General features: G+C 59.4%; 22 protein-coding genes. 8 read left to right on the forward strand and 14 right to left on the reverse strand.

Annotation, left to right across the window (positions count from 1 at the left end; translation table 11 throughout):
- Positions 1-3: 3 nt before the first annotated feature.
- The 5 genes from mce to ACQY8Q_RS20825 all read left to right on the forward strand — a co-directional run bounded on the left by mce (position 4) and on the right by ACQY8Q_RS20825 (position 4843).
- Entirely contained in the window at positions 4-408 is a 405-nt protein-coding gene (gene mce, locus ACQY8Q_RS20805; RefSeq protein ID WP_428428297.1) for a methylmalonyl-CoA epimerase, read from the forward strand.
- Between the two features lie 129 nt (positions 409-537).
- Positions 538-807 carry a DUF1467 family protein gene (locus ACQY8Q_RS20810; protein WP_428428298.1) on the forward strand — a complete coding sequence of 90 codons (270 nt, stop codon included), beginning with the start codon at positions 538-540 and terminating at the stop codon, positions 805-807.
- 686 nt (positions 808-1493) lie between these two features.
- Positions 1494-2822 (forward strand): proline--tRNA ligase, encoded by a 1329-nt coding sequence (gene proS, locus ACQY8Q_RS20815; RefSeq protein ID WP_428428299.1) that lies wholly within the window; start codon positions 1494-1496, stop codon positions 2820-2822.
- An 11-nt stretch (positions 2823-2833) separates the two neighbouring features.
- The gene (locus ACQY8Q_RS20820) at positions 2834-4141 is read left to right on the forward strand and encodes a lipoprotein-releasing ABC transporter permease subunit (protein WP_428428300.1); all 1308 of its coding nucleotides are present in this window, start codon (positions 2834-2836) and stop codon (positions 4139-4141) included.
- 18 nt (positions 4142-4159) lie between these two features.
- Positions 4160-4843: an ABC transporter ATP-binding protein gene (locus ACQY8Q_RS20825; RefSeq protein WP_428428301.1), complete on the forward strand. Its 684-nt coding sequence runs from the start codon at positions 4160-4162 to the stop codon at positions 4841-4843.
- Between the two features lie 54 nt (positions 4844-4897).
- On the opposite strand, the gene ACQY8Q_RS20830 is transcribed toward ACQY8Q_RS20825, so the two are convergent.
- The gene (locus ACQY8Q_RS20830) at positions 4898-5479 is read right to left on the reverse strand and encodes a hypothetical protein (protein ID WP_428428302.1); all 582 of its coding nucleotides are present in this window, start codon (positions 5477-5479) and stop codon (positions 4898-4900) included.
- A 34-nt stretch (positions 5480-5513) separates the two neighbouring features.
- Entirely contained in the window at positions 5514-5759 is a 246-nt protein-coding gene (locus tag ACQY8Q_RS20835) for a hypothetical protein (RefSeq protein ID WP_428428303.1), read from the reverse strand.
- Positions 5760-5944: 185 nt separating this feature from the next.
- Here ACQY8Q_RS20835 and dnaE point away from each other — a divergent pair, with 185 nt between their 5' ends.
- Positions 5945-9457: a DNA polymerase III subunit alpha gene (gene dnaE / locus ACQY8Q_RS20840; protein ID WP_428428304.1), complete on the forward strand. Its 3513-nt coding sequence runs from the start codon at positions 5945-5947 to the stop codon at positions 9455-9457.
- Positions 9458-9467: 10 nt separating this feature from the next.
- On the opposite strand, the gene ACQY8Q_RS20845 is transcribed toward dnaE, so the two are convergent.
- From ACQY8Q_RS20845 to ACQY8Q_RS20860, 4 genes are all read right to left on the reverse strand, one after another.
- The gene (locus ACQY8Q_RS20845) at positions 9468-10691 is read right to left on the reverse strand and encodes a L,D-transpeptidase family protein (RefSeq protein ID WP_428429835.1); all 1224 of its coding nucleotides are present in this window, start codon (positions 10689-10691) and stop codon (positions 9468-9470) included.
- A gap of 103 nt (positions 10692-10794) precedes the next feature.
- Entirely contained in the window at positions 10795-12084 is a 1290-nt protein-coding gene (locus ACQY8Q_RS20850) for a DNA polymerase IV (RefSeq protein WP_428428305.1), read from the reverse strand.
- Positions 12085-12226: 142 nt separating this feature from the next.
- The gene (locus ACQY8Q_RS20855) at positions 12227-12868 is read right to left on the reverse strand and encodes a hypothetical protein (protein ID WP_428428306.1); all 642 of its coding nucleotides are present in this window, start codon (positions 12866-12868) and stop codon (positions 12227-12229) included.
- Between the two features lie 2 nt (positions 12869-12870).
- Positions 12871-13149, reverse strand: a complete 279-nt coding sequence (locus tag ACQY8Q_RS20860; RefSeq protein ID WP_428428307.1) for a DUF3572 domain-containing protein — start codon at positions 13147-13149, stop codon at positions 12871-12873.
- 158 nt (positions 13150-13307) lie between these two features.
- On the opposite strand from ACQY8Q_RS20860, the gene ACQY8Q_RS20865 reads away from it, so the two are divergent.
- Complete coding sequence (locus ACQY8Q_RS20865; protein ID WP_003547430.1) at positions 13308-13679, forward strand: response regulator; 372 nt, start codon at positions 13308-13310, stop codon at positions 13677-13679.
- 116 nt (positions 13680-13795) lie between these two features.
- Positions 13796-15163 (forward strand): PleD family two-component system response regulator, encoded by a 1368-nt coding sequence (locus ACQY8Q_RS20870; RefSeq protein WP_428428308.1) that lies wholly within the window; start codon positions 13796-13798, stop codon positions 15161-15163.
- 712 nt (positions 15164-15875) lie between these two features.
- On the opposite strand, the gene rpmG is transcribed toward ACQY8Q_RS20870, so the two are convergent.
- From rpmG to plsY, 8 genes are all read right to left on the reverse strand, one after another.
- Positions 15876-16043, reverse strand: coding sequence for a 50S ribosomal protein L33 (rpmG, locus tag ACQY8Q_RS20875; RefSeq protein WP_037107821.1), 168 nt, complete (start codon positions 16041-16043; stop codon positions 15876-15878).
- A gap of 93 nt (positions 16044-16136) precedes the next feature.
- Positions 16137-17321, reverse strand: coding sequence for an MFS transporter (locus ACQY8Q_RS20880; RefSeq protein WP_428428309.1), 1185 nt, complete (start codon positions 17319-17321; stop codon positions 16137-16139).
- Between the two features lie 13 nt (positions 17322-17334).
- Positions 17335-18045, reverse strand: a complete 711-nt coding sequence (locus tag ACQY8Q_RS20885; protein ID WP_428428310.1) for an NUDIX hydrolase — start codon at positions 18043-18045, stop codon at positions 17335-17337.
- A complete protein-coding gene (locus tag ACQY8Q_RS20890) occupies positions 18042-18503 on the reverse strand; it encodes a DUF983 domain-containing protein (RefSeq protein ID WP_428428311.1) in 462 nt (153 codons plus the stop codon). Before ACQY8Q_RS20890 ends, ACQY8Q_RS20885 begins: the two co-directional genes overlap by 4 nt.
- Before the next feature lie 46 nt (positions 18504-18549).
- Positions 18550-20928: a ribonuclease R gene (gene rnr, locus ACQY8Q_RS20895; protein ID WP_428428312.1), complete on the reverse strand. Its 2379-nt coding sequence runs from the start codon at positions 20926-20928 to the stop codon at positions 18550-18552.
- 2 nt (positions 20929-20930) lie between these two features.
- Positions 20931-23612 (reverse strand): type I DNA topoisomerase, encoded by a 2682-nt coding sequence (gene topA / locus ACQY8Q_RS20900; RefSeq protein ID WP_428428313.1) that lies wholly within the window; start codon positions 23610-23612, stop codon positions 20931-20933.
- A 547-nt stretch (positions 23613-24159) separates the two neighbouring features.
- Positions 24160-25311 (reverse strand): DNA-processing protein DprA, encoded by a 1152-nt coding sequence (gene dprA, locus ACQY8Q_RS20905; protein ID WP_428428314.1) that lies wholly within the window; start codon positions 25309-25311, stop codon positions 24160-24162.
- A gap of 6 nt (positions 25312-25317) precedes the next feature.
- On the reverse strand, positions 25318-25932 hold the full coding sequence (plsY, locus tag ACQY8Q_RS20910; protein WP_428428315.1) for a glycerol-3-phosphate 1-O-acyltransferase PlsY: 615 nt from the start codon (positions 25930-25932) through the stop codon (positions 25318-25320).
- Between the last annotated feature and the right edge of the window lie 11 nt (positions 25933-25943).

Genomic DNA, 25943 nt, shown 5'->3' on the forward strand with positions numbered 1-25943 from the left:
CCGATGCTTGGACGTGTCAACCATATCGCTCTTGCCGTTCCGGATCTTGCCGCAGCGGTGGAGCGATACCGGTCGATGCTCGGCGCGTCGGTCACCGCGCCGGAAGCGTTGCCGGAACATGGCGTCACCGTCGTGTTCGTCACGCTTGATAATACCAAGGTCGAGCTTCTGGAACCGCTTGGCGAAGGTTCGCCGATCGGGGCTTTCCTTGCGAAAAACCCGGCCGGCGGCATGCACCATATCTGCTACGAGGTCGAGAACATCCTGGCTGCGCGCGACAGCCTGGTTGCTGCCGGGGGCAGGGTGCTTGGTGACGGCAATCCGAAGATCGGCGCGCATGGCAAGCCTGTGCTGTTTCTCCACCCGAAGGATTTCTTCGGCACGCTGATCGAACTCGAGCAGGTGTGACAGAAGACCGCGCGCCGGTATTTATCGGCCGCAGTATTTGTCGGGCAGATACGAACGCGGTATAACACCGTTCACGCGCGCCATGTCAAAAGGCGAGACATCGATCTCCCTTCGTAATGAGAGACCACAATGCCGATCTTTTCCACCTTCGCGATCTATTTCATCATCTGGTGGTTGTCGCTGTTCATCGTCTTGCCGATCGGCTTGCGGACGCAGGCCGAAAACAACGAGGTCGTACCGGGCAGCGTTGAAAGTGCACCTGCGCGTTTCCGCGCGCTTCGGGTGTTTCTAATGACCTCGGTGCTTGCTGCCATTATCCACGCGATATGGTACGTGCTTTCGGTCCGTATGGGCTACGGCCTAGACTCGATCCCGCAGTTTGCGCCTAAGTTCTATTGAGGGGATGATCGGTGTTGCTGCGGCTGCGATAGCGGCGGCTTACCCTTTACTGAGCCTGTAAGCGAATGCGGCCGCCACACAATCGCCGCGATTCAGGCGACGAACATTTCTCATCCCATTGCTCTCAGTATAAAAAGTCAAAAAAAAACAAGGCTAAAAGCCTTGTTCTTTAAAGTATCGCGTGATCCTTATCCGTTACCGGTGGCTGCGTGTAAACGCGCCTAAGATCTTATCCTCCCAAGACTTGACCGCGAAATCGACAAGAATTTAATCTCCCTGCCTCTTTTGTGGGCCAAAACTAGCCCAAACATTATGCGTTGTCATCCGTTTTTTTTGCATTTTTGCTACACTCTGGTTAAATTTTTCCGTTGACAACTTCTGTCAAAATCCTGTTACTACCGTGCCTTTTTGACGCAGGTATTTTTGTTTTTCCCCACCTTGAAATTCAGTGCGCCGTCACCCGTTGCGCCAAAAAAGATGACGGGTTTTCTTCCTGCCGCGAAGCGTCTATGAACGCGTAAGCGCGGTGCATCGCCTTCTGGAATCAGCTGGCCGGTCGTCGTGGCAAACAGTCAAACGGCAGTGTCCGGTTTGCGCGCTCGTCGCGTGCATGGCCTGCAGGCTCAACGTTATTTCGCCCGAATCCAACGATAGTGCGAAGTGCTTTTAACTTCTGGAACCCGTTCATGCGCCTGTCCCGCTTTTTCATGCCCATTCTGAAGGAAACCCCGAAGGAAGCGGAAATTGTTTCGCACCGGCTGATGCTGCGTGCCGGCATGGTTCGTCAGCAGTCGGCCGGTATCTATACATGGCTGCCGCTCGGCAAGCGGGTTCTCGACAAGGTGACCAAGATCATCCGGGAAGAACAGGACCGCGCCGGCGCCGTCGAACTGTTGATGCCGACGCTGCAATCGGCCGAGCTCTGGCAGGAAAGCGGCCGCTATGATGCCTATGGCGATGAAATGCTGCGGATCAAGGATCGCAACAAGCGCGACATGCTGTATGGGCCGACCAACGAGGAGATGATCACCGACGTGTTCCGTTCTTACGTCAAGTCGTACAAGGACCTGCCGCTCAATCTCTATCATATCCAGCTCAAGTTTCGTGACGAACGCCGTCCGCGTTTCGGCACCATGCGTTCGCGCGAATTCCTGATGAAGGATGCCTATTCCTTCGATCTCAATCGCGAAGGCGCGGTGGACAGCTACAATCGCATGTTCGCAGCCTATCTGCGCACCTTCGCGCGTCTTGGCCTGCGCGCCATTCCGATGCGCGCCGATACCGGCCCGATCGGCGGCGATCTCAGCCACGAGTTCATCATCCTTGCCGATACCGGTGAATCGGAAGTCTTCTGCCACAAGCACTTCCTCGACTTCGACATTCCATCCGACGACACGGATTTCTGGGATGCCGCCGCGATGAAGGCGATCTTCGACAAGTGGACATCGCTCTACGCCGCCACCTCCGAAATGCACGACGAAGCCGCCTTCAACGCCATCGATGATGCCTCCAAAGTTTCGGCGCGCGGCATCGAAGTTGGCCACATCTTCTATTTCGGCACCAAATATTCCGAAGCCATGGGCGCCAAGGTTCAAGGCCCTGACGGCAAGGAACACACGGTGCATATGGGTTCCTATGGCATCGGCCCGACCCGTCTGGTTCCCGCCATCATCGAGGCATCGCATGACGAGAACGGCATCATCTGGCCGGCCTCCATCGCGCCGTTTGATGCGGTTGTGATCAACATGAAGTCCGGCGACGAAGCATGCGACGCGGCGTGCGAAACCCTCTATGCTGCGCTGGGCAACGCAGGATTCGATATGCTGTACGACGACAAGGACGACCGCGCCGGCACCAAGTTTGCCACTGCTGACCTGATCGGGGTGCCTGTGCAGATCATTGCCGGGCCACGTTCGGTTGCCAATGGCGAGGTTGAACTCAAGGATCGCAAGACCGGCGCCCGCGAAACATTGACGATCGAGGCAGCCATCAACAAGCTGACCGCCTCGAAATAAGGGACCAGGGAATGAGCGCTGCGACGCTAGAACAGGAAAAGGCCGCGACCGCCAAGGCGCCGTCGAGCCGTCCGTTTTCCACATTCGAGCGCATGGTGGCCTGGCGCTATCTGCGCTCGCGCCGCAAGGAAGCGTTCATTTCGGTGATCGCCGGGTTTTCCTTCATCGGTATCATGCTGGGTGTGGCGACGCTGATCATCGTCATGGCCGTGATGAACGGTTTCCGCACCGAGCTGATTTCGCGCATCCTGGGCATCAACGGTCACATGATCGTCCAGCCGCTGGATGGCCCGCTCGACAACTACGCCGACCTTGCGACAAAGTTTTCCGGCGTCAAGGGCGTCACCATGGCGATCCCGATGATCGAAGGCCAGACGCTGGCTTCCGGTCCCGGTGGCGCCGGAACGGGCGCGCTGGTCCGCGGCGTCCGTGCTGACGATCTCGCCAAGATGAAGTCGATTTCCGATCATATCCAGTCCGGCGATCTCGTCGGTTACGCGGCCGGAACGGGTGTTGCGATCGGCTCACGCATGGCTCAACAATTGGGTATCACCGCCGGTGGTACGATCACGCTGGTGGCGCCGGAAGGGGACATTACCCCGATGGGCGTCAACCCGCGGGTCAAGTCCTATACCGTCTCGGCGATCTTCGAGATCGGCATGTCGGAATACGACGCCTCGATCATTTTCATGCCGTTGGAAGAAGCCCAGCTCTATTTCAACGCCGAGGGTATCGCGCAGTCGATCGAGCTGTTCGTCACGGATCCAGATCTGGTCGATGACCTGCGCCAGCCGATCGAGGATGCGGCCGGACGCCAGGTGCTGATCAGCGACTGGCGCGATCGCAACAAGACCTTCTTCTCCGCCCTTCAGGTCGAGCGCAACGTCATGTTCATGATCCTGACGCTGATCATTCTGGTGGCGGCGCTCAACATCGTCTCCGGCCTGATCATGCTGGTGAAGGACAAGGGCCGCGACATCGCCATCCTGCGCACCATGGGCGCCTCGTCCGGTTCTGTCATGCGGATCTTCTTCATGACAGGGGCGGCGATCGGTATTGTCGGCACCATTGCGGGCGTGCTTCTGGGCGTTCTCGTCTGCCTCAACATCGAGTCGATCCGGCAGTTCTTTTCCTGGATTTCGGGAACGACATTGTTCAATCCCGAACTCTATTTCTTAAGCCAGCTTCCGGCCGATATGAACTTTGGCGAAACCGCATCGGTTGTCGCCATGGCCGTCGGCCTGTCCTTTCTTGCCACGATCTTTCCGGCCTGGCGCGCGTCGCGCCTCGATCCGGTTCAGGCTCTGCGCTACGAATAATTGGGGATTTCAGACACGATGAATGCGCGCGTGGCATTGCAGCTTTCCGGCGTCGAACGTCATTACAGCCAGGGCGACGAAACCCTGTCGATCCTGAAGGGCGCGGATTTTTCGCTGTTCGGTGGCCAGACCGTGGCGCTTGTCGCACCCTCGGGCACCGGCAAGTCGACACTGTTGCATCTGGCGGGTCTGCTTGAGCGGCCGGATGCCGGTGAGGTGCTGATCAAGGGGCAATCCTGCGGTGGGCTCAGCGACGAGCAGCGCACGGCGATCCGCCGCAACGAGATCGGGTTTGTCTATCAGGCCCATCATCTGTTGCCGGAATTCACCGCAATCGAAAACATCATGATGCCGCAGTTGATCGCCGGTCTCAACAAGGCCGAGGCCCGCGAACGTGCGGCCGCGCTTCTGGATTACATGCGCATCGGCCACCGCGCCGAACATCGCCCATCGGAGCTGTCCGGCGGCGAGCAGCAGCGTGTTGCCATTGCCCGGGCTGTCGCCAATGCGCCGCTGGTGCTTCTGGCCGACGAGCCGACCGGCAATCTCGACCCGGAAACCGCAGGCTACGTTTTCGAAGCATTGGAAGCGTTGGTTCGCCAGTCGGGCCTTGCGGCAATGATCGCCACCCACAATTACGAACTGGCCTCGCGCATGGACCGCCGCGTCACCATCGAGGACGGCAAGGTCATCGAGCTTTAGCAGCGGCGGTCAGTAACAGCCGTCGCTTCGGTTGCGGGCGGGGCTGCCTTGCGTCTATCCCTTATTGCAGACCGTTTGTCCGCGCTCGTCGGACCAGTCCTTGAGCAGCACGATTTCGCCTTTGGCGGCAACGGGCCTGCCGCTGCTCTTGCCTTTGCCGGTCAGCACATTGAAATCGCATTCCGTCGTATTGTCGGGGTCGAGCGTGTCGTAGGACGTATAGGTATAGCCTGCGACGACGAAGTCGAAGTTGCGATAGGCGACCGTCAGCTTCTGCTCCCAGCGATCGCGGCCGACGGAATCATTGCGGGTGGTGATCAGGATCGAGCCGTTCTCAAGGGCGGTGATCGATGGTGCCCGCCCGGCCATGGTCAGATCTCCCCAAACCTTGTTCGGCACCACTGTTTTCAGTTTCAGCCGGTCGGTGTCGCCGTCATTGAGATAGATATAGACAGCGTTGTCCTCGTCGCTGCCCTCGGCAGGTGCCACCAGCATAGCAAGATCTGAACTGCCGTCCTTGTCCCAATCGCCTGTCGCCGCAAAGACGATGCGATCCGGATCGACGGCGTCTGCCGCCTGCGCCAGAGTCGCAGACAGGCCGAGCAACGCCGCCATGACGGTCAGTGATATCTTCATCAAATCATCCCTCGATGTATACTTGATGTGCAGACTAATCGGCCAACCGGCCCGCGTCCAGATGCCGGATATCCTTACCAATCAGGTAGGTTGGAAAGTGTTTACCATCCCCGTTCATCAGAGATCGAAGATTTGCAGTTGCTGCTTGACGCATGAACATAAATAGAACATTGTAAGAACATAACGGAAAAGGGAGCCGACCAATGACTGACTTCATTCGTGATCTCGCCGCTTTGACCTCCATTGCCATGTTCATCGCCAGTTTTTCAATCATCGTCATCGGCATGTAAGTCCGGTTGAGGCCACTTGTCATTCCGCGCATTCGCCGTCGCGCGGAATGGAAGAAGTGCTCGGCTGTGGACAAGATGGACTAGTTTGAAATTGCTGCCGCGTGGCAGATGAAAACTGGACATCTGCGGACGGAAACAGGATATCCTCGGTCCTTCACAGGAATCGGGGTGTGCCATGGCAGATGCAGATGCAGTAAACGGCAAGCGGCAGGATAGTTCCGCTCAGGGCGGCGTATCTCCCCAGTTCGTTCATCTTCGGGTTCATTCTGCCTTTTCGCTGCTTGAGGGGGCTTTGCCGATCAAGAAGATCATCGGCAAGGCTGTTGCCGACGGTCAGCCAGCTATCGGCATTGCCGATACCAATAACCTGTTTGCCGCGCTCGAATTCTCGCAAAAGTGCATGGACGATGGCCTGCAGCCGCTGATCGGCTGCCAGTTGTCGATCGATATGGAGGATGAAGGCGAAGGCGAGAAACGCGGCCACGCCCAGCATCTGGCCAAGCTGCCGGCCATCGTTCTGATTGCGGCGACGGATGCCGGCTATGTCCGGCTCGTCGATATCGTCAGCCGGGCCTATCTCGGCGGCGAGGGAAACCAGTCGGTGCGCATTGCACTGTCCTGGCTGCAGGAAGGCGGAGCGGGGGGCTTGATTGCACTGACCGGTGCCTCGGGTGGGCCTGTCGATATGGCCTTGAAGTCCGGTCACCATGCGCTCGCGGAAGCGCGCCTAAAAACGCTTTCTATGGTTTTTGACGATCGTCTCTATGTCGAGCTTCAGCGCCACGGCAAATATGACCGCCGCCATGAAAACCGCGTCATCGATCTCGCCTACAAGCTCGAACTGCCGATCGTCGCCACCAACGAGCCATTCTTCCCGTCGCCAGCCGAATTCGAGGCGCATGATGCGCTGATGGCGGTGGCGCACAATGCGATGGTCTCGGATGATACACGCTTCCGCCTGACGCCGGATCATTATCTGAAGAGCCGCGAGGATATGGCGGCTCTGTTTGCCGACCTGCCGGAGGCGCTGGAAAACACCATCGAGGTCGCCAAGCGCTGTTCCTTCGTCTTGAAGACCCGCGCACCGATCCTGCCGCGTTTTACCGGTGCATCGGACGATCCAAAGGAGGCCGAGCGCTCCGAGGAGATCGAATTGCGCCGTCAGGCGGTCGAGGGTCTCGACGAACGACTGCGAATGCTCGGCATGTCGCCAGGCTATACCGAGACCGATTATCGCGAGCGGCTCGATTTCGAGCTTTCCGTCATCGAGAAGATGAAATTTCCGGGCTACTTTCTGATCGTTGCCGACTTCATCAAATGGGCAAAGCTGCAGGATATTCCAGTCGGTCCCGGCCGTGGTTCGGGTGCAGGCTCGCTGGTCGCCTATGCTTTGACCATCACCGACGTAGATCCCTTGCGCTTCTCGCTTCTGTTCGAACGCTTCCTTAATCCGGACCGCGTCTCGATGCCCGACTTCGACATTGACTTCTGCCAGGACCGGCGCGAAGAGGTCATCCGCTACGTGCAGCGCAAGTATGGCCGCGAACAGGTGGCGCAGATCATCACTTTCGGATCGCTGCAGGCGCGCGCCGCCTTGCGCGACGTCGGCCGTGTGCTGGAAATGCCCTATGGCCAGGTCGACAAGATCTGCAAGATGGTGCCGAACAATCCGGCCAATCCGACCACGCTCGCCAAGGCGATCGAGGAAGAGCCGCGTTTTCAGGAGGAGGTCGACAAGGAGCCGGTGATCGGCCGTCTGCTCGATATCGCCCAGAAGATCGAGGGTCTCTACCGCCACGCCTCGACCCACGCTGCCGGTATCGTCATCGGCGACAGGCCGCTGTCACAGCTGGTGCCGATGTACCGCGATCCGCGCTCTGACATGCCTGTTACCCAGTTCAACATGAAATGGGTCGAGCAGGCCGGCCTCGTCAAGTTCGACTTTCTGGGACTGAAGACGCTAACGGTGCTGAAAGTCGCCGTCGATTTCATCAAGAAGCGCGATATCGAGGTCAAGCTTGAGGCGCTGCCGCTCGACGACCAGAAAACCTACGAGATGCTTTCCAAGGGCGACACAGTCGGCGTGTTCCAGGTGGAAAGTGCCGGCATGCGCAAGGCGCTGATCGGCATGCGGCCGGACTGCATCGAGGACATTATCGCGCTGGTGGCGCTCTATCGACCAGGCCCGATGGAAAACATCCCGGTCTACAACGCTCGCAAACACGGCGAGGAAGAGATCGAATCGATCCATCCGAAGATCGATTATCTTTTGAAGGAGACCCAGGGCGTTATCGTCTACCAGGAGCAGGTGATGCAGATCGCCCAGGTCCTATCGGGCTATTCGCTCGGCGAAGCCGACCTTCTGCGCCGCGCCATGGGTAAGAAGATCAAGGAGGAAATGGACAAGCAGCGCACCCGTTTCGTCACGGGTGCCGTCGACAACGGTGTCTCGAAGCCGCAGTCCGATCTGATCTTCGATCTGCTCGCCAAGTTCGCCAACTACGGCTTCAACAAATCGCACGCCGCAGCTTACGCCATCGTTTCCTATCAGACGGCCTATCTGAAGGCGCATTTCCCGGTCGAGTTCCTTGCCGCGTCGATGACGCTCGACATGTCGAACACCGACAAGATCAACGACTTCCGCCAGGATGCCAAGCGGCTCGATATCGAGGTCATTCCACCATCGGTGCAGACATCGTTCCGGCGTTTCGAGACCGGCGACAACCGCATCTATTATTCGCTGTCGGCCATCAAGGGCGTCGGCGAAGCGGCCGTCGATCATATCGTTGAGGTGCGTGGCGAAGAGCCTTTCGCCGATCTCGAAGATTTCTGCCTGCGCATCGATCCGAAGCTTTTGAACAGGCGGGTGTTCGACAGTCTGATCTGCGCTGGCGCCTTTGATTGTTTCGGCTATGACCGGGCCGAACTGGTGGGTGGGCTCGACCGCATTCTCGGCTTTGCGCAGATTGCCCAAGCCAACAAGATCAGCGGCCAGAGCGACATGTTTGGCGCCGGTGCTGCGACCGGCCCGGAAAAGATCAACCTGCCGCCTTATTCGCCTTGGCTGGCATCGGAAAAGCTGCACCGCGAGTTCCAGGTGCTGGGTTTTTACCTGTCCGCCCACCCGCTCGATACCTACAATGAGCTGTTGAACAAGATCCGCGTCCAAACCTTTGCCGACTTCTCCGCGTCGGTGAAAAAGGGGGCGGCGGCCGGGCGGCTCGCGGGCACCGTGACATCGAAGCAGGAGCGCAAGACCCGCACCGGCAACAAGATGGGCATTATTGCCTTTTCCGATTCGACCGGCCAGTTCGAGGCTGTGCTGTTTTCGGAGGCGCTCAATCAGTACCGCGACCTTCTCGAACCCGGCAAATCATTGGTGATGACGGTGCAGGCCGAAGAGCGGCCGGAGGGCATCGGCATGCGCATCCAGACGCTGCAGTCACTGGAAGAACGGTCGCTGCAGATGCAGAAGGCGCTGCGCGTCTATGTCCGCGACAGTGGCCCGCTGCGCTCTGTGGCAACACATCTGAACGCACGCGGCGAAGGTTTGGTGTCGTTCATCGTCATCAAGGATAATGGCCAGCGCGAAATCGAGGTGGAGTTGAACGAGCGATATCGGATCTCGCCTGAGATCGCGGCGGCGCTGAGGACAGCGCCGGGCGTCATCGATGTCGAACTGGTCTAGCGCTAGACCGTCAGGATTTTGAACGGGTACGGGTGACGGTGACGAAATCCGTGCCGGCGCCGGTTTCCTGGCCAAGCCCCATGTCCGAGATGGTCAGCGACGAGCCCTCAGCGAGCAGTTCCTCGATCCGCTGGCGCGTCTCGTCCGGCATCGTGATGCGGGCCAACGTCCGTTGCGCGGCATTGAAGGCCGCCGGGTCTTCTTCGACGGTGATACCAAGGCGCTTTTTCATCGGCCCTGGGAGCGTGTTGTCGAGCGTCATGGCGAACCATTCACCCTTGCCGGTGGCGGCATCGATATCCTGGAACTGGAAGAAGTGGGTGCCGAGTGCGACCTCCGGCCTGTCGATCACGACGGGCGTTTCAAACAAGGGTTCAAAATCGCGGCGGATGAGAAGCTGGCCGTTCGGCGGCTTGCCCTTGCCGGCCTTGGCATAGAGCGCTTCGATGAAGGCCGGTGTTGCCTTGCCATCGACGGTGAGTTTTTCCGCAGTCTGGAACGCCTTGATGGCATCGATGGTCTGCGCGCCCGTGTAGCCATCGGCGAGACCGGCGGCATAACCGAGTTCGTTGAGCAGGGTCTGCATATCCATGGTGTTTTCGCGTATGCCGCGATGGGTGATCAACATCCGGATCGGCGGTTGCTTTTCCGTCTCGACGGCGGCCTGTTTTTCCGGTGGGGGCTCAATCGTGGCAACTTCGACAGATTGGGTGGGGACCTGCGAAACACTCGGCCGCAACGTCGCGTCCGAAAGCAATTCCGGTTCCTTCCCCTTCGGCTGGAACAGGAACGGATCGGCGATGGCGACCGGCGTCAGCTGGCGATCGGAGATCAGCACATGCACGCCCCGGCCGGTCATCTTGAACAGCTGTTTGGCAAAGGCATCCGGCATCCGCACGCAGCCATGCGAGGCCGGGTAGCTCGGAACGTGATTGGAGGCATGCAGCGCAATGCCGGACCAGGTCAGCCGCTGCATGAACGGCATCGGCGCGTTCGAATAGATGTTCGACTTGTGGAAGCGGCGTTTTTCGAGGATCGAGAAAATGCCTGTCGGCGTCGAATGACCGGCTTTGCCCGTCGAGACATTCGACGTGGCGATCACCGTATTGCCGTCATAGACCACCAGCGATTGCTGGTCTCTGGAAACGACGATCTGCAGGGGAGCTTGCTCGCCCGCAAACGCAACGCTGGCAGACAAAGCGAGAGCCAAGCCGAGACCAAATGTAAAACGCAAAACCATAAGGAGCATCCGGACACAAGAAACAGAAGATCAGCCTAGCCTGAGAGATTTAAGGAAACTTTGCTGTTCCGTGCGGAACACAGGAATGTGAAGCCGGTTATTTTCGCCGGCCCTTGCCGAACGTGTAACCGGTCTCGACCGTCGCCTTGCCGAACTTGTCGCGCAGCGTATTGATCGCCGCTTCCGCCGCAGCGCGCCGGGTTGCCTGCGTATCGACGAGATCGGGCGGATCGGCGAGATCGGGATTGGAAAGGTCGGAGACGCCAATGCCGATCAGGCGGAATTTGGTGCCGTCGGTTTCCTTGTCCAGAAGCTGCATGCCGGTGCGAAAGATGCGGTCGGCAAGGCGTGTGGGGCTGTCAAGGCGGCGGTTGCGCGTCCGGCTCTTGAAATCGGCGGTTTTCAGCTTGAGCACCACGGTCTGGCCGGCAATGTCGGCCTTGCGCAGCCGGTGCGCCACCTGTTCGCTCAACCGGCGCAGATGCGTGACCAAATCGTCATAGTCGCAGAGATCGTCGTTGAACGTGGTTTCCGATGAGACGCTCTTGGCTTCCCCGTCGATCTCGACGGTGCGTTCGTCCTGACCGCGAGACAGCCGGTAGAGGCGCTGTCCCATCGTGCCATAACGCTTCATCAGGTCGGTTTCGTCCATTGTCTGCAACTGGCCAATGGTGCGGATGCCGTCGCGCTCCAGGGTCGCCGCAAAGGCCTTGCCGACGCCCCAGATCAGCGTCACCGACCTGTCTTTGAGAAAATCCAGTGCTTCTGCCGCGCCGATCACCGAAAAGCCGCGGGGCTTCTGCAGGTCGGACGCCACCTTGGCGAGGAACTTGCAATAGGACAGGCCGACCGAAACGGTAATGCCGATCTCCTGTTCGACCCGGCGGGCGAATTTGGCCAGTGTCCGGGCAGGGGGATCGTGATGCAGCCGCTCGGTGCCTTTCAATTCCAGAAATGCCTCGTCGATCGACAGCGGTTGAACCAGTGGCGTCAGCTCCTGCATCAGCATGCGCACCTGGCGCCCGACCCGCACGTATTTTTCCATGTCGGGCCTGATGACGACAGCCTGCGGACAGGCCTCCAGTGCCTTGAACATCGGCATGGCGGAGCGGACGCCATGGATGCGGGCGATATAGCAGGCGGTGGAGACGACGCCGCGCTTGCCGCCGCCGATGATCACCGGCCTGTCGGCCAATTCGGGATTGTCGCGTTTTTCCACCGAGGCATAGAAGGCGTCGCAATCGATATGGGCAAGCGTCAGCTGATAGAGTTCGGAATGATAGAGCAGGCGCGGGCTACCGCAGGCCCGGCAACGGCGAATGCCGGCCGGTTGGCCTGTGAGACAGTCTCGGCAAAACCCCGGAAATTGCTGCGCGTCTGTTTGCATCGATCGGAACAAAAGTTGAACATTTTCACGATACGCCCTAAACTGACGAGTCTCAAGGCATGGAAAGGCGATCTTGATGACCTTCCCAGGAAAGGTGAGCATGGGCGATCTTTTTGCCCGGAATCAGTTTGCCCGCCGCCGTTCAGCGCAAAAAATGCGCACGGATGATGGCGGCCACATCTGTCCAGCAGTCTGCCTTGGCGATGCCGTCGCCCGGATCCGGCGCCATCGCCCGGAATTGGGCGTTCGCCATCAGGTTGATCAGCAGGCAACCCGGCGCATGGGTCTGAACGGACTGCAGATTGCGCAGGATATCGTCGATGAACACCAGCGGCACATCGCGGGCATCGTGCAGACGCTTGATGATCGGCCCCTTGGGTTCTTCGCTGGCCAGCAGAGGATAGTGCAGGTCATGGCGATCGAGCAACGCCCGGCGCACGCCGCTGTGGCGTGGCGGCATCGCGGTCAGGAAGATGATATCGGCTTCAGTGGAGAGTGCCGCCAAGGTATCCACGACGCGATCGGCAGGCGTCTGCCACTGGTCCTGCAGACGGAAGAATGTCTCCAGCAGTTCGCTCGTCATCGCATCTTCGACCGGAAGACCAGTGTCGAGATCGACGATATTACCATTCAGGCGGAAGGAGCGGGGCAAAAGATCACGGCCGCACGAGCGCAGGAAGTTGCAAAACGGCGTCAGGAATTCCAGCACGACTTCGTCGATATCGCAGACGATCAGCGGACGGTCCGTCAGACGGATATGGTTGAGATCAAGCGCATCGGTCACCGTCAGAAATCTCCCGGATTGTCCGGCCCCGACAGGATCGCATGGGCGCGCACCACATCCTCGGGCCGCGTGCCGGTCGCCTCGCAAAAAGCGAGCAGCGTCGGCTCATGGCCCATCAGGAAATCGACGACGCCGGCAAGGAAACCGGGGTCGGCGGCGGCGTGCCGCATGGATGTTGGATCGGTACCCGTCAATGCCAGGAAACGTCCGAGCAGTTCCGGCTCGTTTGCAAGCCAGCCGAGGATGGCAATCGCTGTTTCTTCGGATGGTGTCACGTCCATTCGTCCTTATCGCATTCGGGTAGTTTTTTACGGAATATTACCGGTTCTTCAACCAAATCGCTGTAGCTTCAAGCTTCCGGGGCTATGAGCCCAACCGCGCCGCAACTTATCGCGATGCGACGGCCATGCAAGCCGGAACCGCAAATCAAGGGATCGAAATGCCCAAACAGGTTATGATTGTTGAAGACAATGAGCTGAACATGAAGCTCTTTCGTGACCTGATCGAGGCATCCGGGTACACGACCATTCAAACCCGAAATGGTATGGAAGCCCTTGATCTTGCACGTAAACATCGGCCTGACCTGATCCTTATGGACATCCAGCTTCCGGAGGTTTCGGGGCTTGAAGTGACCAAATGGCTGAAGGAAGACGACGAACTGCATGTCATCCCGGTGATCGCCGTTACGGCCTTTGCGATGAAGGGCGACGAAGAACGCATACGGCAGGGGGGCTGCGAGGCCTATGTTTCCAAGCCCATCTCGGTGCCGAAATTTATTGAGACGATCAAGACTTATTTGGGCGATGCCTGATACAGCGCGAGGAGGCTCCGGCAGGAACGCTCCTCAACGATATTCTTGCGCGTGAACTCAAAATTGAAAGTTGAATCCGCTTTCTGGTTCAGGCGCTTATTGGCAGGAAAGATTGCATGACTGCACGGATCCTTGTCGTTGATGACATCCCGGCCAACGTCAAGTTGCTCGAGGCGCGTCTTGTGGCGGAGTATTTTGACGTCCTGACGGCGGCAGATGGCTATGAGGCTTTGGCAATCTGCGAAAGGCAGCCGGTCGATCTCATCCTGCTCGATATCATGATGCCGGGGATCGACGGGTTCGAAGTCTGCGAACGCCTGAAGTCAAACCCGCGCACCGCCCATATTCCCGTCGTCATGGTCACTGCCCTTGATCAGCCATCGGATCGGGTGAGGGGGCTGAAAGCCGGCGCCGACGATTTTCTGACCAAACCCGTCAACGACCTGCAGCTGATGTCGCGGGTCAAAAGCCTGGTCCGGTTGAAGAATGTCAGCGACGAACTGCGCCTCCGCGCCGAAACGGCCCATAATGTCGGCCTGCAGGATATAACCTCGACGGACCGGCCGGACGAGTTCGGCAATGTCCTGCTTGTCGATGGCAGGGGCAGCTCGCAGGAGCGTATCATCCGGGCCTTGAAGCCGGTCGCGGAAGTGACGGCCATGTCGGACCCGCAGGCAGCCTTGTTCGAGGCCGCCGAAAACAGTTTTGATCTGGTCATCGTCAACTCGAATTTCGATGATTACGATCCGCTTCGGCTCTGCTCGCAGCTGCGATCGCTGGAGCGTACACGTTATATTCCGCTGCTCATCATCGCCGAGCAGGGGCATGACGAAATGGTGGTTCGCGCGCTCGATCTCGGTGTTACCGACTATCTGATGCGGCCCGTCGATCCGAACGAACTGGTTGCCCGCAGCCTGACGCAGATCCGCCGCAAGCACTGCAATGACCGGCTGCGCGCCAGCGTCAAGCAGACCATCGAGCTGGCGGTGACGGACGGGCTGACCGGCCTGCACAATCGCCGCTATCTCGACAATCATCTGAAGCTTCTGATCGACCGCGCCCTTGCGCGCGGCCGGCCGCTGTCGATCTGCATCACCGATATCGATCGCTTCAAGAGCGTCAACGATACCTATGGTCATGATGCCGGAGACGAGGTGCTGCGTGATTTTGCCCATCGTGTGCGCTCGACAGTGCGTGGCGCCGACCTTGCCTGCCGGTTTGGCGGTGAAGAGTTCGTCGTCGTGATGCCGGACACACCGGCAGAGGCGGCTGCAGCTATTGCCGAGCGGCTGCGCACCATTGTCGAAGACAGGAGTTTCGCGCTGCCGAATTCCGATACGCCGCTGTCGATCACCGCGTCGCTGGGTATAGCGACGCTGAACCCGGAAGGCGATACGCCAGAGGCTTTGTTGAAACGTGCGGATACGGCGCTTTATCAAGCCAAGAACAATGGCCGCAACCAGGTGGTTGCTGCCGCTGCGTGAGCCGGATGGGGTATCTGCCTCTTAACGCGTTTTTCCACAGGAAAAAGATAGGGTGATTCCGGCGGCATCTTAAGTTTGTCGGGAAACGTGTCTGCGAATTAAAAGTCGCGCAAAGATGGTGAAATCCATCCGTAATCTTTGCCATGCAGGCGGGAAAAATCACGGGTGATTTCTAGCGTTTTTAAATAATGCATATAGATCAAATGTTTAAATATTTCGATTGCCTTAATGAAGCGTTTCGCATTGCCATTTCGTCATTCTGTGAAAAAGTAATATTACTTTTGAGAAGCAATTTTTTGAGGATCGGCTCGCCGCAGAATCAGCGTTGGATGGTCTATTAGGCATGGTTAATTTAACCATGCCTTGGCGCAGTTGTGCGCCGTAGTTAAGAATCCATTGATTTTTTTTTATTTTCAGTCAATTCTCCTCAGCAAGGGAGAAAACAACTCCCATCAGTTACCCCATGATGTCAGGTCCGCCGCATCTCCTGGGTCGTGGGGTTTGTCGGCTGATCTGTTACCAATGCGGTTCCTCGTGCCGCGGTCGCGGTCAGCCGACGCCCATTAAAACGCCGTCCCTGTCATGGGGGCGGCGTTTTTTGTTTTAATCCATTCCGGCATGATCGCCGGCGCACCTATGCCAAACAACCAAAAAGAAAAAGGCGCCAGGCTTTTCAGCCGGCGCCTTCATATTCCGAAAGAAAAACCAGATCTTACTTGATCTTGGTTTCCTTGAATTCGACATGCTTGCGTACGACCGGGTCGTACTTGGTGAAGGACATCTTGTCCGTCTTCGTACGGCTGTTCTTCGAGGTCACGTAGAAAGTACCTGTGTCGGCCGTCGACAACAGCTTGATCTTGATTTTTGCAGCTTTCGCCATGGTCGTCCTGCCTTTATAAAAAACAAAGCCGCGCACTTCCAAGGGAAGGGTCCCGGCAAACTTGGCGCGAAACTACAAATCGCGCCCGAAAAGTCAAGTCCGTTTTGGATTGAAAACGATTCTCACCACGGAAAGTATCACATAAAGCCCGAAGAATCCGGCGATTGCCCAGGCAAAGCCGTTATTCCCCGAAATATCCATGGCGGCGCCGATCACCTGGGGACCTGCCACCGTTCCCACCGCATAGGAAAAGATGAAGGCGGCATTAGCGGCCGCAAGGTCGGCGCCGGTGAGACGCGAGCCAAGATGGCTCAGGCCGACCGTATAGAGGCCGGCGACGCTTCCGCCCCAAAACAACAGCACGATGGCCATCAGCCACCAGTTGCCCTGCAGCAGGGGCAGACAGAGCGCGCCGATCAAGCCTACGACAGTCATCAAAGCCAGCAGATTGCGCCGGTCCTTGATGCGGTCCGACAGCAGGCCCAGCGGAATCTGAAAAATCACGTTGCCGATACCCATAACGGTCAAAAGCAGCGCGGCCTGCGATTCTGTGAAACCGCTGCGGGTTCCGTAGATCGGAAAGAGCGACAGGCCACCCGATTCGACAGCGCCGAAAATGAACACGGCTGCAGTGGCGGTGGGCACCAGAAAAATGTAGCGCATGAAATGCAGCTCGGGTTTTTCGTCCAGCACCGGGCTTTCATTGCGGGCAAGGAAGATCGGTATGGCTGCCAAAAGAATGACACTGGCGCCGAAGGCGAACGGCAGGATACCCTCGCTGCCGAGGATGGAGAAGAGCAGGGGCCCTGCTGCAAAGCCAAGCGACAGGACGGTGCCATAAATGCCGAGAACGAGCCCGCGCCGTTTCGGCGGGGCTGTGGCGTTGATCCAGAACTCGGAGAGAACGAACAGCACGGTGATGGCACCGTGAAAGACGACGCGCAGCGGAAACCACAGCAAGAAATTCTGGATGTAGTAAAAGCCGAGTGCGCTGATCGCGGCAAAGACAATGGCGAGCAGCATCGTATTGGCGACGCCGAAACGATGGGCGATCTTTGCCGTGACCGTTGCTGCTGCCATGGAGGCAAGACCTGCCATCGCCGAATTCAGGCCGATCATTGTCGACGAGATGCCGCGCTTTTCCATGATGATGCTGAGCAGCGGCAGGCCGAGGCCGATCGCGATGCCAACGGCCGAGATGGCAGCAATGGCGGCAATCAGCGATGGCCAGTGTATTTCCTCAACCGGCGCAGGCGTGCCGGACGGCGGCTGTGACATGCAATGCAATTCCCTAAAGGAGGTCGCGGACAAATCGCCCGTGACGCGTGTAGTAGAACGGTACCGGTCTCCCAAACGGCAGAGATGCGTCGGATTGAAGGCTTGCCCTCAAATCGGCAAGGATGATGCTGGTAATGTCCGGCAATCGCACCGCCGAAACATCGTTGACATCAATCCATCTCAAATCTTCGAGTTCCCGGCTGTCGCGGATATCGCCCGGATCGACGCCCGCTTCGTCCGTGAACAGGGCGAAGAAATGGGTATCGAAACGGCGCGGATGTCCCGGCGGCGTAATCGCCCGAGCCATATAGCGCAAGTTTGTCAGATCGGGAAGGAAAGGTAACAGAGTGTTTCCGCAGTCTTTAGAACCGACCGCGATGCTCGCCTCTTCGTGCAATTCACGAAGTGCCGCAAGCGCAATGGCGCGCAGCCGGCTTTCGGGAGCAGAGTGCTTGTAAGCGATTTTCAGGCGTTGCAGCACATCCGGGTGGATATCGCCACTGAAGGAAAGCCGATGGTCGTCCCTGTCCCTGCGTCCGCCTGGAAAGACGTGCAGGTTCGGCATGAAGACATGCGCCTTGTTGCGCCGGCCGACAAGAACGCGAACGCAATCCTGCGAGCGGTCGAGCAGCATGATCGATGCAGCTTCACGCGGCCGCGGCGAGCGCACTTTGATACTGTCGAGGGGAGAGCCGTCGACCGGCTCGTCGCCACTGGCGGTCACGCAGTCCGGTCCGTGACCGGTAGCGCGTCGGCCGGTTCGTCATCGTGACCACTGAAACCGTGCATCTTCAAGGCCCATTGCAGGCCGACGACGCCGCCCTTGACGGGCTGCAGCATGGCCAGCGAGCCGATGATGGTGATTGGCACCCAGATTGCCAGGTGGGCCCAGTTCGACATCGGCAGGATCATTTCCGTTGCCATGAAGCCGCCAAGCACGACGTGACCCATGATGGTGACGACGATGTAAGGTGGAAAGTCGTCGGCGCTGTGCCGGTCGAGCTGTTCGCCGCAGGATGAGCAGGCATCGACTGTCTTCAGGAAGCGGCCGAAGAGCTTGCCGCTGCCGCAGGCCGGGCACTTGTTCAGCAGCCCACGCTTGATTGATCGCCCAACCGGGCGCTGGGCTTCGTGCGTCTGCTCGAAGCGGACTGTTTCCGGAGTGCTGCCAGTTGCCTGCATATCCATATCCTCACTCTGTGGACGGAAGGCAAATCCCTTCCATCCTTTATCGCTTGCCGCGCGGCGGTCGCGTTCCCGGCATTTTGCGAGCGCCGCCGCTGCGATCTCTGCGGCCGGATTTGTGGAAGGAGCGCGTTGCCGTCGGCATCTTGCGTCCTTCGCTGATCATCTCGAAGCGCAGCGCGCCGGCAAGCGGCACAGCTTCCACCAGTTTGACGCGGATCTGATCGCCAAGACGATAACCAAGTCCGGTTTTTTCGCCGGAAAGGGCCTGATGGGCCTCGTCATAGATGAAATAATCGCGTCCCAGCGTAGATATAGGGACGAACCCGTCGGCACCATAGGCGGGAAGAGTGACAAATAGTCCCGCTTTCGTCACGCCCGATATGCGTCCATCGAATTCCTCGTTGACCCGTCCGCTGAGATGATGGGCGATCAACCGGTCAACGGTATCACGTTCGGCGGCCATCGCCCGGCGTTCGAATGTCGAAATTTCAGCGGCGATATCGTTGAGTGCTGCTTCCTCGGCTGGCGTGATGCCGCCTTCGCCAAGCCCCAGCGTACCCACCAGTGCGCGATGCACGATCAGGTCGGCGTAGCGGCGGATCGGTGAGGTGAAATGGGCGTATTTCATCAGGTTGAGGCCGAAATGGCCGATGTTTTCCGGGCTGTAGATCGCCTGGCTCTGCGAGCGCAGCACCATCTCGTTGACCATGGTCTCATAAGGCTTGTCGACAGCCTGCGACAGGATGCCGTTGAAATGGTTGGAACGCAGGTTGCCGCCCTTGACGAGCGAGAGGTCGAGCGTGGCCAGAAATTCGCGCAGCGTCTCCTGCTTGGCAAGCGATGGCGCACCATGGACGCGGTAGACCAGCGGCTGGCGCTTGATCTCCAGCGTCTCGGCAGCGGCTACGTTGGCCTGGATCATCATTTCCTCGATCAGCTTGTGGGCATCGAGTCGATCCGGTACGAAAACGCGGTCGACGGTGCCGTCGGCCTTGAGGACGATCTTGCGTTCGGGCATGTTGAGTTCGAGTGGCTGGCGCCGTTCGCGGCCACGCGTCAGGATCGCATAGGCGTTCCACAGCGGCTTCAGGATCGGATCCAGCAGCGGGCCGGTCTGATCGTCTGGATTGCCATCGATCGCCGCCTGCGCCTGATTATAGGAGAGCTTGGCGGCACTCTTCATCATGATGCGATGGAACGTGTGGCCGGCCTTGCGGCCTTCCTTCGAAAATCGCATGCGCACGGCGAGCGCCGGCCGGTCGACGCCCTGTTTCAGCGAGCACAGTTCGTTGGAAATCCGCTCCGGCAGCATTGGCACGACGCGGTCGGGAAAATAGACGGAATTGCCGCGCTTGGCGGCTTCGTGGTCAAGTGCCGATTTCGGCCGCACATACCAGGAGACATCAGCGATCGCGACAGTGACGATGACGCCGCCTTCATTGTCCGGCGACGGATCGGGCTCGGCATGAACCGCGTCGTCATGGTCCTTGGCGTCGGCCGGATCGATGGTGATCAGCGGCAGCGAGCGCCAGTCTTCGCGGTGAGACATGGTCGCAGGACCGGCAGCATCCGCTTCCTTGATGACACTATCGGGGAAGATATAGGGAATGCCATGGGCATGGATGGCGATCATCGAGATCGCCTTTTCGGTGGCGACCGACCCGATTACGGTCTTGACTGCGGCACGCGGCAGGCCGAACCGGCCCGAGCGGACGATTTCGACCTCGACCAGATCACCGTCCTTGGCCGGACCCTGATGCTCGGCATCGACCTGCATTTCCTCGCCGCGCTTCTCGATCGGCATGATCCGGCCGCCGCCATCCGGCGAAGCGCGAAAGACGCCGAGCGCTGCGTTGTTGTTGCGCTTGCGGTCAAGCACCTTGATGATGCGGGCCGTATAGGCCGGGCCCCCGCGATCCTTGGCTGGAAAAATCTTGGCCAGAACCCGGTCGCCAATGCCGCCGACGGGCATCTTGCCCTTCGACTGGCCGACACTCGACTGGCGGATCGACACGGCGGGGGCAACGCCCGCATCGTCGGGCCATTCAGCCGGACGGCCGATCAGCTCGCCATCCTTGTCGCGGGTGGTGATGTCGAGAACGGTGACGGGGGGAAGGGCGCCGGGGCGCACCAGCGAGTTGCGCTTCTTTTCCAGAAGCCCGTCCTGTTCCATGTCGCGCAGCATGGATTTCAGCTCGATGCGCGTTTCACCCTTCAGGCCGAACGCTTTGTAGATTTCGCGTTTCGACGCTTTGTCCGGGTTTTCCGAAATGAAGCGCATCAGCACATCACGCGGCGGCACGGCGCCGTGAATGATCACGGTGTCGTCTGCGGGCATGATGACCTTCTTGCCCGCGCGTCCGATCCGGACTGCGGGTTTTCCGGGCCGTTCGGTTCGATCGCGCGGGTTTCTGGTCACTTTCAGTCTTTCTTTGCTTTTGCAGCTGTCTTTGGCTTAGCCGCGGCCTTTGGCTTGGCTGCCGCTTTCGGCTTGGCCGATTTGGCGGCTGCCGTATCCGTTTTGGCGGCGGCCTTCGGCTTGGCGGCTTTGGTTGCCTTGCCCTTTGCCGGCTTGATGCCGCCCTTGGCGATGCGCTCGGCGATCAGCAGCAGCGCGTCCTCCAGCGTCACCGACACCGGATCCTTGCCCTTCGGCAGGGTCGCGTTGACCTTGCCCCAGTTGACGTAAGGACCATACTTGCCATCCTTGACCGTAATCGGTCCGCCATCCGGATGCTCGCCGACTTCCTTCAACGGAGCAGCCGAGGCGCCCCGTCCACCGGGTCCCTTTGCCTGCTTGTCGGCAAGAACCGAGACGGCGCGGTTGAGGCCGATGGAAAACACGTCCTCGATGCTTTCGACATTGGCATATTTGCCGTCGTGCAGGATGAACGGTCCGTAGCGGCCAAGGCCGGACGAAATCATCTTGCCGGTTTCAGGGTGCGCGCCGATATCGCGCGGCAGCGACAAAAGGGCCAGCGCCTTTTCATGATCGACGGTCGCCGGCGTCCAGCCCTTGGGCAGGCTTGAGCGCTTGGCTTCCTTGCCGTCACCGCGCTGGACGTAGGGGCCGAAACGGCCGGAGCGCAGGGTGATTTCCTCGCCCGTATGCGGATCCTTGCCAAGCGCCAGCGGCTCGCTGGAAACGGAAGCCTCGTCGCCGTTCTTGCTGTCGGAGGACAGCTGGCGGGTGAAGTTGCATTCCGGATAGTTCGAGCAGCCGACGAAGGCGCCGTATTTGCCGAGTTTCAGCGACAGCTTGCCGGTGCCGCAGACCTGGCATATGCGCGGGTCGCTGCCGTCTTCGCGCTTTGGGAAGACCAGCGGGGCCAGCTCTTCGTTCAATGCGTCGAGCACGTTGGTAACGCGCAGTTCCTTGGTGTCTTCGATCTGGGCGAAAAAATCCTTCCAGAAGTCGCGAAGAACGTCCTTCCAGTTCAGTTCACCGGCGGAAATCTGGTCGAGCTTTTCTTCCAGCGATGCGGTGAAATCATATTCGACATAGCGCGCAAAGAAGCTTTCAAGAAACGCCGTTACCAGCCGGCCCTTGGCTTCGGGGATGAGCTTGCGCTTGTCGTTGACGATGTATTCGCGATCCAGCAGCGTCGTCACCGTCGCAGCATAGGTGGAAGGACGGCCGATGCCGAGCTCTTCCATCTTCTTGATCAGCGATGCTTCCGAATAGCGCGGCGGCGGTTCGGTGAAGTGCTGGGTCGAGTTGATCTTCTGCTTGGCGAGGTTTTCGCGCGCGTTGATCTCGGGGAGGCGGCCATCCTCATCGTCGCCGTCGCTCTGCTCGCCATCTTCCTTGGCATCGGTATAGGCGGCGATGAAACCGTCGAAACGGATGACCGAGCCAACAGCCCGCAGGCCGGCCTTCTCGCCCTTGTTGTCGGCGGAGATCTCGGCGGTGGTCCGTTCGATTTCGGCCGATGCCATCTGGCTGGCGATGCCGCGCTTCCAGATCAGGTCATAGAGACGCAACTGGTCGGCATCGAGAAACTTGCGGACATGGTCGGGAATGCGGTTGAAGTCGGTCGGGCGGATCGCCTCGTGCGCTTCCTGGGCATTCTTCGCCTTCGTCGTGTAGATACGGGCCTTTTCCGGCACATAGCGGCTGCCGAACTGGTCGCCGATGGCACTGCGCGCAGCGTCGATCGCCTCTCCCGCCATCTGTACACCGTCGGTACGCATGTAGGTAATGAGACCGACGGTCTCGCCGCCGATATCAATACCTTCGTAGAGCTTCTGTGCGACCTGCATGGTGCGTGATGCCGAAAAGCCGAGCTTGGAGGACGCGGCCTGCTGCAGCGTCGAGGTGGTGAACGGCGGCGACGGATTGCGCTTGACCGGCTTGGCTTCGATGCTGTCGACCGTATAGGCGGCGCCGTCGAGCAAAGTCTTGAGCTTGCCCGCGTCTTCACCATTGGTGACGCCACGCGGCGGCAGCCGGTTACCGGCAGCCGATACCAGGCGCGCTTCGAACTCATCGCCGCGCGGTGTCTTCAACAGCGCCGACAGGTTCCAGTATTCTTCCGAAACGAAGCGTTCGATTTCCGATTCGCGGTCGCAGACGAGACGCAACGTCACCGATTGCACGCGGCCGGCCGAGCGGGCGCCGGGCAGCTTGCGCCAGAGCACCGGCGACAGGTTGAAGCCGACGAGATAGTCGAGAGCCCGGCGCGCCAGATAGGCATCGACCAGCGGAATATCGATATCACGCGGATTGGCCATCGCGTCGAGCACGGCCTTCTTGGTGATGGCGTTGAAGACGACGCGGCTCACCGGCTTGTCGCCGATCAGCTTCTTCTTCCTCAGCAGATCGAGCACGTGCCAGGAAATCGCTTCTCCCTCGCGATCCGGGTCGGTTGCGAGGATGAGGCGGTCGGCGGATTTCAGGGCGTCGGCGATGTCCTTCATGTGCTTGGCGGATTTGGCATCCACTTCCCACAGCATGGCAAAGTCGTCATCCGGCAATACCGAGCCGTCCTTGGCCGGCAAATCGCGGACGTGACCGAAGGAGGCGAGAACCTTATAACCGGGACCCAGATACTTGTTGATGGTCTTCGCCTTTGAAGGCGATTCCACGACGACGACATTCATGGTCATATTCTCAAAGCAACCGTTCAAAGCTGTGCCAAGCCGGGGAGGGGCGGCACAATGGGAAATAACGATGCCCCGACATGGACAGGGATTCGTCTGCGGTCAAGTGCCGGGTCTAAAATAAGCCGCCACAACGTTATGCAACCTATGAGAGATTACGTTTGTATTGCAATTAAAGATAAATGGGATATCGTCTTTGAAGTGTAGTTTCCATCGCGCTGGGAACGGGCAGGAAGCGATGCTTCCGGGCGCGTGCCTTGAACTGGTCACCAGCACGACCGAACGGTGTTGCATGGCGTTCCGCTCGACCAATATGTGCCTGTCCACGGGCGGATCTTGAATGCAGCACAGGGGAAACCGATGATTCCGAATTCAACGGGGGCCGGCAAGAAAGAGGCACAGGCCCGTGAAAAGGTCGCCTATATCCGGCACATGCTGGGCGAACTGCGTGGCGTCGCCGCCAACGAGGGCGCTGATATGCTTGTGCTACCTGATCGAAATGGCGTTTGTCGAAGCCGGCGATATCCTGTCTGGCAAAAGACAGCTGTCATTCTCCAATGCTGAGGGAAACAAGGCCGCCGGGATGCCGGTGAAGCCGCCCGGCAAGGTCCAGTTCTAGAAGCACGAGATAGACGGCCGACGCCGAAAGGCCGGTATGGCGGATGATGTCGTCGATCTCCACGGGGGTCGGCCCAAGCGCATCGGTGATCTGCGCGCGATCATTCTCATTCGGCGGCGGTTCCATTGGGCCGGTATCGCGTTCACCCGGCTCCTCTGCCTGCGGTGGCGAAAACAGGTCGATGCGGCTGAGTGGTGCGAGCGCCTGCAAGATGTCCTGCGCCTCTGTCGTGACGATCGCGCCATCCTTCAAAAGGCCGTTGGTGCCGTGACAGCGGGGATCAAGCGGTGAGCCGGGTACTGCAAAGACCAGCCGGCCGAAATCGGCGGCATAGCGCGCCGTGATCAGCGAACCGGACCGGGAGGCGGCTTCGACGACGGTAAGCCCCAGGCTGACACCGGCAATCAGCCGGTTGCGGCGGGGGAAGTCGCGGGCACGCGGTTCCCAGCCGAACGGCATCTCGCTGATCGCCAGGCCATTACCCTCAGTGATCTCGTCCAGCAGGCCGATATTCTCGGGCGGATAGGGCTGATCCAGACCACCGGCCAGCGCAGCAATGGTTCCGGTGTCGAGGCTGGCGCGATGGGCGGCGGTATCGATGCCCCGCGCAAGCCCCGATATAATGGAGTATCCGGCGCGTCCGACATCACGGGCGATCATGGCTGCGAATTTCGTGCCGCTGATCGAGGCATTGCGCGAGCCGACGATGCCGAGCGAAGGAACGGTGCCGATGTTAGAGTTGCCCTTAGCGGCCAGCAGCGGCGGGGCGCCATCGATCTGGCGCAGGGCGGGGGGGTAATCGGGTTCGCCGATGCCGATGAAACGGGCGCCGAAGCGGTACGCAGCAGAAAGCTCTTTTTCAGCCTCAGCCATCGAGGCGACGCGGATGGCGCGGGTCGAGCCACCGCGCCGCGACAGTTCGGGCAGCATTTCAAGCGCGGTTTCCGCCGAGCCGAAATGGTTTATGAGATCGCGGAAGGTGGCAGGCCCGACATTGTCGCTGCGGATCAGCCTCAGCCAGGCAGTTCTTTGTCGTTCCGAAAGCGCAATCCCGTTTCGTTCTGCGCCGCCGTCCGACATGTCACCTTATCCTTTTTCCCCGATCCGGCCTTCGGTGCCGGCCAAAAGCCGCTGGATGTTCGCCCGGTGCTTGATCCAGGTGATGATGCTCATCACCACGAACAGCAGGCCGATCTTTCCGTAGCCCGTCGCCAACAATACAACCGGAACCACAAGCGTTGCAACCAGTGCCGAAAGAGAGGAATAACGGGTGATCTTGGCCATCGCCAGCCAGATGGCGGCGAACAGCAGAACCATGATGGGGGCCAGCCCAAGCAGCAGGCCGATGTAAGTGGCGATGCCCTTGCCGCCCTTGAAGCCGAGCCAGACGGGGTAGAGATGCCCGAGGAATGCTGCGAAACCAGCGATAATGCCGGCCTCGATGCCCCAGCGTGAGGCAATTGCCGCTGCGGCAGTTCCCTTCAGGGCATCCAGCAACAGTGTGGCGGCAGCCAGCTTCTTATTGCCGGTGCGCAGCACATTGGTCGCACCGATATTGCCGGAGCCGATCTTGCGGACGTCGCCGAGCCCGGCCATGCGGGTGAGGATCAATCCGAAAGGGATGGAGCCGAGCAGATAGCCGAAGATTGCAGCACCGGCCGTCAGCGCTAGCCCAAGTTGCCAGGAAAATATGTCAGACACCTATTGCCTCC

The sequence above is a fragment of the Pararhizobium sp. genome, from assembly GCF_965279435.1.
Lineage (GTDB): Bacteria > Pseudomonadota > Alphaproteobacteria > Rhizobiales > Rhizobiaceae > Pararhizobium.